Source organism: Thiohalorhabdus sp. (assembly GCF_046545655.1).
Classification (GTDB): Bacteria; Pseudomonadota; Gammaproteobacteria; order Thiohalorhabdales; family Thiohalorhabdaceae; genus Thiohalorhabdus.
The window spans coordinates 1-13,307 of sequence record NZ_JBKGZG010000053.1 but is presented as its reverse complement, the minus strand read 5'-3'; the positions used below and the strand labels follow the sequence as shown (position 1 = coordinate 13,307).

The 13,307-nt window shown below is 70.8% G+C and carries 11 protein-coding genes; 1 reads left to right on the top strand and 10 read right to left on the bottom strand.

Annotated elements, in window-relative coordinates:
* Window positions 1-141: 141 nt before the first annotated feature.
* From ACLFRB_RS10635 to ACLFRB_RS10595, 9 genes are all read right to left on the bottom strand, one after another.
* Window positions 142-1,443 carry a 3-deoxy-D-manno-octulosonic acid transferase gene (locus ACLFRB_RS10635; protein ID WP_411068989.1) on the bottom strand — a complete coding sequence of 434 codons (1,302 nt, stop codon included), beginning with the start codon at window positions 1,441-1,443 and terminating at the stop codon, window positions 142-144.
* Between the two features lie 152 nt (window positions 1,444-1,595).
* Window positions 1,596-3,644: a mechanosensitive ion channel family protein gene (locus ACLFRB_RS10630; protein ID WP_411068988.1), complete on the bottom strand. Its 2,049-nt coding sequence runs from the start codon at window positions 3,642-3,644 to the stop codon at window positions 1,596-1,598.
* An 8-nt stretch (window positions 3,645-3,652) separates the two neighbouring features.
* The gene (gene ilvD, locus ACLFRB_RS10625; protein ID WP_411068987.1) at window positions 3,653-5,326 is read right to left on the bottom strand and encodes a dihydroxy-acid dehydratase; all 1,674 of its coding nucleotides are present in this window, start codon (window positions 5,324-5,326) and stop codon (window positions 3,653-3,655) included.
* A 217-nt stretch (window positions 5,327-5,543) separates the two neighbouring features.
* On the bottom strand, window positions 5,544-7,394 hold the full coding sequence (ilvD, locus tag ACLFRB_RS10620) for a dihydroxy-acid dehydratase (RefSeq protein ID WP_411068986.1): 1,851 nt from the start codon (window positions 7,392-7,394) through the stop codon (window positions 5,544-5,546).
* Between the two features lie 221 nt (window positions 7,395-7,615).
* Window positions 7,616-8,389 (bottom strand): ketopantoate reductase family protein, encoded by a 774-nt coding sequence (locus ACLFRB_RS10615; RefSeq protein WP_411068985.1) that lies wholly within the window; start codon window positions 8,387-8,389, stop codon window positions 7,616-7,618.
* A 93-nt stretch (window positions 8,390-8,482) separates the two neighbouring features.
* Window positions 8,483-9,043: a DUF4124 domain-containing protein gene (locus tag ACLFRB_RS10610; protein ID WP_411068984.1), complete on the bottom strand. Its 561-nt coding sequence runs from the start codon at window positions 9,041-9,043 to the stop codon at window positions 8,483-8,485.
* A gap of 29 nt (window positions 9,044-9,072) precedes the next feature.
* The gene (locus tag ACLFRB_RS10605; protein ID WP_411068983.1) at window positions 9,073-10,278 is read right to left on the bottom strand and encodes a cation diffusion facilitator family transporter; all 1,206 of its coding nucleotides are present in this window, start codon (window positions 10,276-10,278) and stop codon (window positions 9,073-9,075) included.
* Window positions 10,262-10,519 (bottom strand): sulfurtransferase TusA family protein, encoded by a 258-nt coding sequence (locus tag ACLFRB_RS10600; protein WP_411068982.1) that lies wholly within the window; start codon window positions 10,517-10,519, stop codon window positions 10,262-10,264. Before ACLFRB_RS10600 ends, ACLFRB_RS10605 begins: the two co-directional genes overlap by 17 nt.
* Window positions 10,512-11,555, bottom strand: a complete 1,044-nt coding sequence (locus ACLFRB_RS10595) for a tRNA (5-methylaminomethyl-2-thiouridylate)-methyltransferase (protein WP_411068981.1) — start codon at window positions 11,553-11,555, stop codon at window positions 10,512-10,514. Before ACLFRB_RS10595 ends, ACLFRB_RS10600 begins: the two co-directional genes overlap by 8 nt.
* Window positions 11,556-11,764: 209 nt before the next feature.
* Between ACLFRB_RS10595 and ACLFRB_RS10590 the strand changes: the two genes are divergently transcribed.
* Window positions 11,765-12,250 carry a rhodanese-like domain-containing protein gene (locus tag ACLFRB_RS10590; RefSeq protein WP_411068980.1) on the top strand — a complete coding sequence of 162 codons (486 nt, stop codon included), beginning with the start codon at window positions 11,765-11,767 and terminating at the stop codon, window positions 12,248-12,250.
* Between the two features lie 148 nt (window positions 12,251-12,398).
* Here ACLFRB_RS10590 and ACLFRB_RS10585 read toward each other — a convergent pair.
* A partial coding sequence (locus ACLFRB_RS10585) for a DUF3187 family protein (protein WP_411068979.1) occupies window positions 12,399-13,307 on the bottom strand: 909 nt, incomplete at its 5' end.

Here is a 13,307-nt window from a genome sequence, read left to right as displayed (position 1 = left end):
GCGGGTAACCGGCATGATCTTCAACGACCTGGCCGCGAGCCCCAGCTCGCGGGCCTACGGCCGCTACGGGCACGGCTATTACTACAATTACGAGTACAGGTCGGCCAAGGCCTGACCGGAGCGCCTAGCGGCGATGCCCCCTCAGTGGGCGGGCTCGGGCCGGGCCGGACCGGACTCCCCGCCGGGCGGAACCTCTGCCGCCTTGCCGGGGGAGACGGTCCGCGGTCCCAGGCGCTCGGGGAGCAGTTCCCCCAGGGTCTCCAGGTACCGCTCCAGCACGCCCTCCTGGCCCCCGACGAAGCACCGGCCTGCCTCACCGATGGCCCGTCGCCGCTCGCGGTCCGCAAGGAGGCGGGGCAGGAGGGCCTCTAGCTCTTCGCTGCCCCCCACCTGGACCGCCCCGCCGGCGGCGCACAGCTCGTCGCATTCCGATTGGAACTTCTCCATGTGGGGTCCCACCACCACCGACCGGCCCAGGGCAGCCGGCTCGAGCAGGTTGTGCCCGCCGATGGGCACCAGCGACCCGCCCAAAAACACCACCTCCGCGTGGGCCATGAACCAGGTCAGCTCGCCCAGCGTGTCCGCCAGGTAGACCTCCGTGTCCGCGGTGACGGCCTCCCCCCAGCTGCGCACGGCAACGTTGAGGTCCAATTTGCGCAGCTCCCTCAGAATGGTGTTCCGGCGCTGGGGGTGGCGGGGGGCGATGACGAGCAGGCGGCCGTTGCGCTCCTGCTGCTTCCACAGGGCGCCGAGCCGGGCCTCTTCCCCGGTGTGGGTGGAGCCGGCGAGGGCGTAGGGGTACGGGAGGGGCGGCTCCGCAGGCGCCTCCTCGGCGATGGCCCCCGTCCGGGCGAACTTCAGGTTGCCCAATACCCGGATTCGCTCCCCGGGCAGGCCCAGCTCCTCGAAACGGCCCGCATCCTCCGCGGAGCGGGCCAGGCAGGCGTCCACCGCGGACAACGCGGAGCGGAAGGCGGCGCGCAGCCAGGCGGGGGCTCGGAGGGTCTTTTCGGAAAGGCGGCCGTTGATGATGTACAGGGGAATGCCGTGCTTATGGCAGCCCCGGAAGAGGTGGGGCCAGAGCTCGGTCTCCACGATGAAGGCGCAGCGGGGACGGGTCCGCCGGAAGAAGCGGCGAACGGCCCCGGGAAGATCCACCGGCAGATAGGCATGGCGGGCGCTCGGGGGTAGCTGGCGGGCGGCCGTTTCGGCGCCGGTGGCCGTGCAGGTGGTGACCAGGAAGCGCCGTCCGGGCTGGGCCGCCGCCAGCGCCTGCACCAGGGGCGCGGCGGCCTGCACCTCTCCCACCGATACGCAGTGGAACCAGAAATCGAAGGGCCCCTTGGGGAGCCCCCAGCCCAGGCGCTGCCGCAGGTAGCGCCCGCCCCGGCGCTGACCGACAGTGCGCCAGAGCAGGTAACCGAGAACGGCGGGACTCGCCACTCTGGCTACGGCTGCATAGAGGTCCGGCCTCATGCGGGGTACCCGATCGTGGAATGAGGGTGATTGGACCAACCTGCCACGGGGCCGGAAGATCCGGCCCCTCTGATTCCCCCCTTACTTGATCTTTGCCAAGTTGCCCCCCGGTCGGGCCCTCAGGGGCCTCCCTGCGGCGCCGGGCCGGAGGCCAGATCCCGCGAGGGCGGTTCCTCCTGGGCGGTGGTGGCGAGGTGCACGTCCCGCTGGGGGAAGGGAATGGTGATGCCGTGCTCCCGGAACAGGGCGTCGATGCGGAAGCGCAGGTCCGAGGGGACCCCCAGGACGTTGTCGAGGTGGGTGAAGCAGCGCAGCTCGAAGAGCAGGGCGTTGTCGCCGAAGTCCCGGAAGAAAACCGCCGGCTCCGGGTCCGGATAGACCTCCGGATGCTCCCGGGCCGCCCGGAGGAGGAGCTCCCGCACCTGCTGGGTATCGGAGCCGTAGGCCACCCCCACGGGGATGATCAGCCGGGTGCGGTAGTCGGAGTGGGTCCAGTTGGTGACCGTGAAGGACACCAGCTCCGAGTTGGGCACGATCAGCTCGGCCCGGTCGTAGGTGCGCACCACGGTGGAGCGCACCCGGATGTGCAGCACCTCCGCCCACTGGCCCTGGTACTCCACCACGTCGCCCACCTTGATGGGGCGCTCGAAGAGCAGGATCAGGCCGGAGACGAAGTTGTTGATGATGTTCTGCAGGCCGAAGCCGATGCCCACGGACAGGGCGCCGGCGATGATGGCGAGGTTGGTGAGGTCGAAGCCGGCGGCGGAGATGGCGATGAAGGCGCCCACCACCAGCACCGCATAGAACACCAGCGACGAGATGCTGTTGCGCAGCCCGACGTCGGGCGTGAAGCGGGGCAGGATGCGGTGGTGGAGGCCCGCCCGCAGCCAGCGGCCGAAATAGAACACCACCAGGAACACGGCCAGCCCGACCCCTACCCCGACCAGGGAGAACTCGTACTGGCCGATGTGGAACCCGAACAGCACCGGGCGGATGGACCACCAGACCCGCTCCAGGGGGAACTGCCAGAGGGCCAGGACGCTGAGCAGCCCGCCCAGCAGCACCACCCCCCGTACCAGCACGGCCAGCAGGTCCACGGCGTTGGCCTGACGGTCGGGGGTCAGGATGGGCGCGAGGCTCTCGGGGGGCCGCCCCTGCTTGAGGCGGCCGACCCCGCGCCCCAGGCCGGTGGCCAGGGCGCCCGCCGCCAGCAGGAGCAGGATGGAGGTAAGGAGGTTGAGGAGCAGGAACCCGGCCAGCCGGTGGTGGCCCGCGGCGGCCAGGGCCGGCAGGCCCAGGGCGGTGGCGGCCACCAGGAGCCGTCCGAGCCCGAGGGCCACCTCCCGGGCCGGGGTCATCGGGAGGCCCGGCTCCGCCCCGCCGATGCTCCGCCAGCCCGCCCGGTTACGCAGCCCCCACAGGGGCGGCAGGGCCAGCAGGGTGAGGAAGAGGAGGACCACCGACTGCAGCTCCACCGGCAGGGGGTAGTGCAGGTGGGCGATGAGCAGGAAGGCCACCACGCCGGTTACGGCGAACAGGCCGCGCCCGGCGTTCCAGAGGCGTTTGACCCCTGGCTGGGCCAGTCGTTTGGCCAGGTCGTCGGATTCGAAGGGACGCAATAAAACGGGGAACAGGGCCACGCCGAGGCGATAGGCGGCGAACAGACCCAGGGCCACCTCCAGCAGGAAGGCCGCGGGAAGCTCCCGGGCCTGCACCAGCTCCAGGGCCCCCACCAGCGCGGCGGGAACGGCCAGTGAGAAGGCGCGGTCCCGCACCGCCCAGGCCAGCCCCTGCCCCAGGTGGCCCAGGCGGCTACGCTGCGTGGAGGTCCCGTGGCCCCGGCCCCAGCGGTCCGCCGTGCGCCGCAGGTACCAGCCGAGGACCAGACCGGCCAGCAGGCCCCCGGCAAGGGCCCAATGGACCTCCTCCGTGGTGGGCAGGCCCCAGCCGGGCCGGATGGTGGCGATGGCCATCACCTGGCCGCCGGCCTTCTCCAGCGTTTCGGGGGCCCAGGGGTATGGCCCCTCCTCCACCACCTTTTCCATGGGCACCTCCGCCTCGCCGGCCAGGCTCAGCAGGGGCAGGAAGGGCAGGGCCAGCAGGAGGGGCAGGGCCAGCAGGCCGACGATGGACAGGAGCCCGAAGGCGCTCTTGCCGGATTCCTCCATCGGGGTCCTCAATCGGTGGTGGCGCCGAGGTGGGCCTCGTGGGCGAGGCGGGCGTATTTGGCCAGGATGCCCCGGGTGTACCGGGGTTCCGGCGGCTCCCAGCGCTCCAGGCGCCGCTCCAGCTTCTCCAGGTCCAGGTCCACCGCCAGCAGGCGGTGTGCGGCGTCGATGGTGATCCGGTCGCCCTCCTCCAGCAGGCCGATGGGGCCGCCGGCGGCCGCCTCGGGGGCCACGTGGCCCACCACCATGCCGTAGGTGCCGCCGGAGAAGCGGCCGTCGGTGATCAGGCCCACCGAGTCGCCGAGGCCCTGTCCCACCAGGGCCGAGGTGGGCCCGAGCATCTCGCGCATGCCCGGCCCGCCCTTGGGGCCCTCGTAGCGGATCACCACCACGTCGCCCGCGTTGATCTCACGGCGCTCGATGGCGTCCATGGCGGCGTCCTCGGAGTCGAAGACCCGGGCCGGACCGGTGATGGAGGTGGTCTTGAGCCCGGAGATCTTGGCCACCGCCCCGTCGGGGGCCAGGTTGCCCTTGAGGATGGCCAGGTGGCCCTGCGGGTACACGGGGTCGTCGAAGGGGCGGATCACCTCCTGGTCGGGGTCCGGGTCGGGCGGCACGTCCGAAAGGACCTCGGCGATGGTCCCCCCGGTGACCGTCCGGCAGCCGCCGTGCAGCAGCCCCCGGTCGAGCAGCATCCGCATCACCCGGGGCACGCCGCCGGCGTGGTGGAACTGCGTGGTGACGAAGCGCCCGGAGGGCTTGAGGTCGCACAGCACGGGCACCCGGCCGCGGATGCGCTCGAAGTCGTCGATGGACAGGTCCACCTCGGCGGCGCGGGCGATGGCGAGCAGGTGCAGCACCGCGTTGGTGGAGCCGCCCAGGGCCATGACCACGGCGATGGCGTTCTCGAAGGCCTCGCGGGTGAGGAGGTCGCGGGGCCGGATCTCCGCGTGGATGGCGTGGGCCAGGGCGCGGGCGGAGTCCTCGGCGGACTTGGCCTTCTCCTCGTCCTCGGCGGCCATGGTGGAGGAGTAGGGCAGGCTCATGCCCATGGCCTCGAAGGCGGAGGACATGGTATTGGCGGTGAACATGCCGCCGCAGGAGCCGGCGCCGGGGCAGGCGTTGCGCTCCACCCCCTTCAGGTCCTCCTCGGCCAGCCGGTGGGCCTGGTATTTGCCCACCGCCTCGAAGGCGGAGACGATGGTCAGGTCCTCGCCCTTGTACCAGCCGGGCTTGATGGTGCCGCCGTAGACGAACACCGCCGGGATGTTCATGCGCGCGATGCCGATCATGGCCCCGGGCATGTTCTTGTCGCAGCCGCCGAGGGCGATGACGCCGTCCATGGACTGCCCCTGGCAGACTGTCTCGATGGAGTCGGCGATCACCTCCCGCGACACCAGGGAGTACTTCATGCCCTCGGTGCCCATGGAGATGCCGTCGGAGATGGTGATGGTGCCGAACAGCTGGGGCATGGCCCCGGCCTCGTGCAGGGCCTCCTCGGCGCGGCGGGCCTGGTCGCCGATCCGCACGTTGCAGGGGGTGATGGTGCTGTGGCCGCTGGCCACCCCGACGATGGGCTTGCCGAAGTCCTCGTCGTCGAAGCCCACGGCGCGCAGCATGGCGCGGTTGGGGGTGCGCCGCACCCCCTCGGTGGTGGCGCGGCTGCGGCGGTTATCCGGCATGGCGTGGTGCCCCTTGGTTGGCCCGAAAAATCATCCTTACCAGACGAACCGCTTAGGGGGCCAGCAGGCTGCCCCTGGGTGCAACGGCGTCCGAGGCCGCAGGAAGCCGTCCGTAGGAGCCCGTTTTAGCGGGCGATGGCTGTACAGGCACCCCGGCCCATCGGGGATTCGCCCGCTAAAGCGGGCTCCTACCGGAGGCCCGCCGGACAGCGGTCCCTCAGCCCTCCACCTGCGACAGATCGCGCACGGCGCCGCGGGCGGCCGAGGTGGTGAGCGCGGCGTAGGCGCGCAGGGCCTGGGTGACGGGCCGTTGGCGCTCCGCGGGCCTCCAGGCCTGGGCGCCGCGCTGCTCCATGGCGGCCCGGCGCCGCTCCAGCTCCGCCTCGCCGGCGTCGATGGCGATGGCGCGGCCCGGGATGTCAATGACCACCGTGTCGCCCTCCTCCACCAGGCCGATGGGGCCGCCCTGGGCCGCCTCCGGGGAGACGTGGCCGATGGACAGCCCCGAGGTGCCGCCGGAGAAGCGGCCGTCGGTGATCAGGGCGCACTTCGCCCCCAGCCCCTTGGACTTCAGGTAGCTGGTGGGGTAGAGCATCTCCTGCATGCCGGGGCCGCCCTTGGGGCCCTCGTAGCGGATGATCACCACGTCGCCCGGGTTGATCTTATCCCCGAGGATGGCCTCCACGGCGGCCTCCTGGCTCTCGAAAATGCGCGCCGGGCCGGTGAACTGCAGGATGGACTCGTCCACCCCGGCGGTCTTGATGATGCAGCCTTCGGGGGCGAGGTTGCCGTAGAGCACCGCCAGGCCGCCGTCGGGGCTGTAGGCATGCGCCACGTCCCGGATGCACCCGGTCTCCCGGTCCAGGTCCAGGCTCGGCCAGCGGGTGGCCTGGAAGAAGGGGTCCTGGCTGGGGATGCCGGCGGGGCCGGCCAGGTAGCGGGAGACCACCGCCTCGTCGTCGGTGCGGCGCACGTCCCAGCGCGCCAGGGCCTCGCCCATGGTGGGGCTGTGCACGGTGGGGAGGTCGGTGTGCAGCAGGCCGCCGCGCTCCAGCTCGCCGAGGATGCCCATGACGCCGCCGGCGCGGTGGACGTCCTCCATGTGGTACTGCTGGGTGGAGGGCGCCACCTTGGACAGGTGCGGCACCCGCCGCGACAGGCGGTCGATGTCGGCCATCTGGAAATCCACCTCGCCCTCGCGCGCCGCCGCCAGCAGGTGCAGCACGGTGTTGGTGGAGCCGCCCATGGCGATGTCCAGGGACATGGCGTTCTCGAAGGCCTCGAAGGTGGCGATGGAGCGCGGCAGCACCGCCTCGTCGTCGCCCTCGTAGTAGCGCTTGGCCAGGTCCACCCCCAGCTCGCCGGCCTGCTCGAACAGCGCCTTGCGGTCGGCGTGGGTGGCCAGCAGGGAGCCGTTGCCCGGCAGGGACAGTCCCAGGGCCTCGGTGAGGCAGTTCATGGAGTTGGCGGTGAACATGCCGGAGCAGGAGCCGCAGGTGGGGCAGGCGGAGCGCTCCACGTTCTCCATGTCCTCGTCGGACAGCTCCGGGTTCACCGCGTAGACCATGGCGTCCACCAGGTCGAGCTTGGTGTCCTTCCCCGCCAGCTTGGTCTTGCCCGCCTCCATGGGGCCGCCGGAGACGAACACCACCGGGATGTTCAGGCGCATGGCGGCGTTGAGCATGCCCGGGGTGATCTTGTCGCAGTTGGAGATGCACACCAGCGCGTCGGCGCAGTGGGCGTTGACCATGTACTCGATGGAGTCGGCGATCAGCTCCCGCGAGGGCAGGCTGTAGAGCATGCCGCCGTGGCCCATGGCGATGCCGTCGTCCACGGCGATGGTGTTGAACTCCTTGGCGATGCCGCCGGCCTGCTCCACCGCCCCGGCCACCAGCTGGCCCAGGTCCTTGAGGTGGACGTGGCCCGGCACGAACTGGGTGAAGGAGTTGGCCACGGCGACGATGGGCTTGCCGAAGTCGTCGTCCTTCACACCGGTGGCTCGCCACAGGGCGCGCGCGCCGGCCATGTTGCGACCGTGGGTGGTGGTGCGGGAGCGGTATTGCGGCATGGGGGTCGTCTCCGGAAGCTGAGTCGATGATGAACCGCCAAGGACGCCAATTAAGACAAAAATTGGGTGTAGGAGCGGCGTCCCCGCCGCGATGCCTTTCGGTTTGGCTGCCTATTCCGGCAGGTGGCGGCGAGGACGCCGCTCCTACGGGAGATCGGTGACGTTTAGGGCCGTTTTCTTGGCGACCCTTGGCGTACTTGGCGGTTTGGCGTTTTCGGTTTTCAGGGAGCGCCGTGCTCCTTGGCCAGCGCCCGCAGCTTAAGCACCTCCAGGCCCGCCTCGTCGGCGTAGCCGATGGCGCGGGCGAGGCGGTCGGGGGCGGAGCGGCCGGTGTTGCCGTGCTCGGGGTCGGCGAGCATGGCCTCGGCCATGCCGGCCACCAGCCGCTCGCGGTCCAGCTCGGCGCCGGTGAGCCATGCCTGGATGTCCATCACCTCGTCGGCCACCTGCTGGGCCAGCTCGCGGTGGTGGTTCCACAGCTCGCCGGTGGTGCCGCCCGTTTCCAGCCCGGCGATGTTGGTGGTGAGGATGTAGACGTTCTTGCGCACCAGCTCGAAGAGCATCTCGTCGTAATCTTCCACCTTGCGCGCGCCGATGCCGATGGCGTCCAGGGCGCCCACCAGCAGGTCGGCGTTGGGGCCGTGGGCGGGCGAGGCGATGATGGGGTTCACCGGCTTGCCGGGCTTCTTCTCGAACCACACCGCGCACGCCGTGGGCTGCGGCAGGTCGTGGGCCTCCCAGTCCCGAGGCAGCAGCTCGTTCTGGATCAGGCCCACCCGGTCGGCCCAGGCCGGGGGCAGGTCGGCCAGCACGGGATGGAGGTCCTTCTCGCCCACGGTCACCAGGACCAGGGCGGGCTCCGGGGTGCTCGCCGCCGCCTGGGCCGGATCCATGTCGCGGGTGACCGGATAGACGGGGTGGCCGGCCCGCAAAAGGCCGTGGGCGAACACACCGCCCATCTCGCCGACGCCGATGAGCACCACGGGCTGCTGCATGAGAAACCTCCTTACCGTAGGTCGAAAAGCGGAACCGGCGGCGTCCAGGCCGGAGGCCGCGCCAGGGGGCCGCTCCCGAACGGGGTCGACCGCCTACTCTTCCTGATCCTCCTGGCGCAGCTCGTCGAGCCGGTCCCGGGCCTCCTCCAGTTTCTGGCGGAGCTCCTCCAGCTGCTCCTCGGCCTGTTCTTCTTCTTCCTTGAGCCCTTCGATCCGCTCCAGGTAGCGGGCGTAGTTCTGCTCGCTGCCCTTGCGGACCTTCTCTCCCTCGACGCGGTTTTCCCGGGCCTGCTCGTAGATCTCCTTGGCCTTCTCCACCTGTTCTTCCAGCTTCTCCACCTGGATCTCGGCCTGGGAGATGTTCACATCAGAGGCGCCGCCGTCCTCTTCCTCGTCCTCATCGTCCTCGGCCTCCTCCTCTTCGGGAGCCTCCCGGCGCGGGGCGCTGGACTCGATCTCCAGGCGCTCCACGTCCTCCACGCCTGGCGGGGGGGAATCGGAGAAATGTACGTTGCCGTCCTCGTCGGTCCACTTGTAGACGGTGGCCGCGGTGGCCGGCCCCGCCAAGCAGACGCCGAGGGCCAGGAGCAACGGGAGGGCCAGCCCCGGGAATGGGGCGAGGCGCGGCTGCCGGGCGGTGGCGGGCAGTGGCATGGGTGCGTGTCCCCCTTCTTCGCGTGTGGTCAGGCCCCGGAAGGGGCGGTCTCGCCGCTTTCCCCGTGGGGCACGTGCAGGTGCACCTGCACGTCGTGGACATGGGTCTGCGCCCGGATCGCCTCCCGCAGCCGCTCGGCAATCCGGTACGCTTCCCCCAGAGTGTGGCGCGCGTCCACTTCCACGGCCAGCTCCAGCGTGATCCGTCCCCCCAGATAGTGGACCGTGTAGTCGCGGATGGCGAGGTCGTCCTCCAAGGCCTCCGTGCACCGGAACACCTCGGCCATGACCTCTTCCCGGTTGGGGAGCAGCGGGATGCCCTGTTCGTCGTTCTCCGGGTCCACGTGGACCAGAACCTCGGAGACGTCGGGATGGCTCCGGATGAGGTGCTTGCGCACCCGCTCGGCGATCTGGTGGCCCTCGGACACGCTGACGGTTCCGGGTACCTGGACGTGGACGTCCACTAGCGCCTCGGGGCCCATCCGGCGGGTCTTGAGGCCGTGGACGGACTTGACCCCCTCGATGCGCAGCATCTGGCGCTGGAGGCGCTCCACTTCCTCGCGCTCCAGGGCGGTGTCCACCAGCTCCTTGACGGCGTCCCAGCCCAGCTTGCCGCCGGCCCAGATCACCATGGAGGCCACCGCCACCGCGGCCACGGTGTCCAGCACCAGCACGCCCATCATGGAGCCGGCGATGCCCACCAGGGCGGCCACCGAGGAGAGGGCGTCGGTGCGGTGGTGCCAGGCGTTGGCCACCACGCTGGAGGCCTGGTACTTGCGACCGATGCGCACCTGGATCCGGAACAGCCACTCGTTGGCGCCGATGGAGAAGGCGGCGGCCACCAGGGCGGGCCAGGTGGGCAGGGGGATCTCGCCGGCGGCGAGGCGGGTGGCGGCGTTGACGGCGATGCCCAGGCCCGCGCCGATGAGGATCAGCCCCAGGACCACGGTGGCCAGGGTCTCGAAGCGGCCGTGGCCGTAGGGGTGGTCGGCGTCCGGCTCCCGGGCGCCCAGGCGCACCGCCACCAGCACCAGGGCGTCGGTGAGGAGGTCGGACAGGGAGTGCAGGCCGTCGGCGATCAGCGCCTGGGAGCTGGCGAAGACGCCGAACACCGTCTTCACCAGGGCCAGCACCAGGTTGGTGACGGCGCCGAGCACCGTCACCTTCTGCGCCGCCGCGGTGCGCTCCGGATCGGCGGCCGCGGAGCCTGTTCCGGTCTCAGGCGCTTGGGTCATCGTCCGCGCCCACCCGCAGGACCACCACCTGCTCGTCGCCGTCGTCGCGGGCCTCCAGGACGGTGTGGCCGTTGACCCGGCACCAGGCCGGGATGTCGTGCAGCACCCCCGGGTCGCTGGCGCGCACCTCCAGCTCCGTGCCCGGCTCCAGCTCGGCGATGCGCTCCCCGGCGCGGATCACCGGCATGGGGCACAGCAGGCTGCGGGCGTCGAGGAATTCCCGTTCCCTCTCCTCAGACATGCCATTCCTCGGGGATCTGCGCGGGCGGCATGGGCGCCACCTCGGTCACGTAGGGCTCGCCGCCCGGCGGGGTGATCTCCGCGCGGATGCGCTCGGCGCTGCGGCCCTTGCCGTAGCGGGCCGTGATGCGCGCCGCGGTCTCTAGGTCCGCCTCGTCGGGCTCGCCCTGCACCAGCGCCAACGGTCCCGGGTAGTCCAGGTCCCGCACGGCGTGGAAGCGCTTGCGGTAGCCGTTCATGAACCGGTTCTCGCCGTCCTCGCGGGCGATGATCAGCTTGTAGTTGGGCGCCGGGCGCAGGTGGCGGCCCATCTTCAGTAGCATGACGTCGTCGAGGTCGTACTCCTTGCTCCCGCGGGCCTGCCACAGGTCCGCCAGTTTGCGGGAGAAGTTCTCGTCGGTGAGGAAGCAGCAGCCGCCGGCCGGCTGGCTGTACTCCTCGAAGCCGAACCGCTCCGCCAGCTCCATCTGCGGTTTGCGCGAGCGCCCGGTGAAGTCGTAGAGGCGCTCGCGGTCCACCCAGCCTTCCCGCTCGGGGAGCGTGGGCGGCAGCTGCTTGGCGCACAGGGGGCGCAGCAGCCGGTCGTCCGCCCCGGACTCCTTCTCGATAATGGGGAAGGTGTCGCGCCGCTGGGACTTGGGCCGCTGGCCGATCACCTCGCCGGTGATGATGAAGTCGAAGCCGTTTTCCTCCATCCACTCGCGGGCCTTGGCCACCATGAAGCCCTTGCAGTCCAGGCAGGGGTTGAGGTTCTGCCCGTAGCCGTGCTTGGGGTTGGTGACGACCCCCACGTATTCCTGCGAGATGTCGACGATGTGGAGCTTGATCCCCACCTGCTCGGCGGACCACAGGGCATTGTTGCGCTTGGCTTTGTCCTTGTCCTTCTGACGGATGGCGTGGGTATGGCCCTCCACGCAGAAGCCCGTGAAGAAGTTGATGCCTTCCACGTGGACGCCCTGCTCCTTGGCCACCGCGGCGGCCAGCATCGAGTCCAGCCCGCCGGAGAGCAGTGCCACGGCCTTGGGCTGCTCGCTCATTCCGCCTTCCTCCTGCCTGTATGTGCGCTCCCCCGAGGGGAGAAAGAAACCTTGTGGAACGGTACATCCGCCCCCGGGACAAATTCCCCCGAGAGCCCGGTTGGGCGTAGAATTCCAGCCCTGGATGGTAACGTATTGGCGCAGAAAATTCCCATGGATGGGAGCTCCGTCCCGCGCGGGGGGCGGATTCCCACGTTCAGGAGACGTCCATGACCGACAAAGGTTCCCGAATCCCCGACGAGGATCCCCAGGCCATCCTCGACCGCGCCCGGCAGCGCGCCCGGGAAAAGGGCAAGGACTACACGGGCGAGCTGACCCCCGAGGAGGCCTACGCGGTGCTGGAGAAGCTCCCCAACGCCCAGCTGGTGGACGTGCGCACCCAGGCGGAGCGGGACTTCGTGGGCTACCCGACCCTGGGCACGCACGTGGAGTGGGAGACCTACCCGGGCATGGAGTACAACCCGGACTTCCCCGCCCAGCTGCAGTCCGAGGTGGGCACCGACACCTCCCAGGTGCTGGTGTTCATGTGCCGTAGCGGCGGGCGCTCCGGCAAGGCCGCGGAGGCCATGGCCCGGCAGGGGTACGCCGAGACCTACAACCTGCTCCAGGGCTTCGAGGGCGACAAGGACGAGCAGGGCCACCGGGGCACCCAGGGCGGCTGGAAGGCCGCCGGGCTGCCGTGGGAGCAGAAGTAGCGCCGGGTTCGCGGCCCGGCCCGCAAACCCACACCCTCGCCAAGGCCTACGTAGGAGCTCGCTTCAGCGAGCGATTGCGGTAGCAGGCCCGCTAGTCGGCCCCGGTTCGCCGGCTCAAGCGGGCTCCTACAGCCCTTGCCGGGCGGCATCAGTCGCCGAAGCGCCGTTCCCAGCCCAGGTGGAAGGTGACGTCCGGGGCCCGCTCCGGCGTGATGTCCTCCGAAAAGCCCAGATCCAGCCGGCCCCACCCCGGAAGCTCCAGACCCATCCCCAGCCGGATTTCCGCCGTCGGTTTGCCCAGGGTCCCGACTTCGCTGCGATAGAAGGGCGTATGGACGTCCATCTGGGCCCGCAGGGTAAGGACGGAGCCAGGCCGGACCGCCCCCGCCAGCCGCAGAAAGCCCGCCCAGTTCCGGTGGAGGTCGGCCAGCACCTCCGAGCCGGTCATCGCCACCATTCCCGCCGCCCCGTGGAGGGCCCCTGGACCGAGCCACGTGGCGCCGGGCAGGGTGCCTCCCGCCCACAGGCTGGTGTCCCAGCCGCCGCTGCCGAGGAGCCGATCCGGGTCGCCCGTGGGCGCCTCCACCCGCACCCCCACGGCGGCGCGGCCCTCCCCGTCGTCTTCGGCCACGGGGAACCGCGCCCCCAGCGCCACGTCCCCCAGGCCCGAGGCCGAGCGCTGCCGGTCCAGGATCGTGTCGTCGTCCTCCCTCACCACATAACGCAGCTTGTTCGCTGAACGGTTGGGCCGGTTGCCCTCCGGGAGCCCGAAGGCGCTGTGCCAGGTGTCGATGGCCCCGTCCAGGAAGCCCCCCGAATGGGCCACGTGGGGCACCTCCAGGGTCCACGCCCCCAGCCCCCGGGGCAGGGGGCCCGAGGCGCTCAGCGCGGTACGCTGTGTCTCGCCGTCGAACAGCACCCCGCTCCGGTTATCCCCCTCCAGCACATCGTGGCTGGCCCGGTCCAGGTCGAGGCGAATCCGCAGGCCTTCCTCGAAGGCGGTCGCCGGTTCCGTGTCCCGGGGCAGCCCGTAGACCTGCTGAACGGGAGAGAGCGT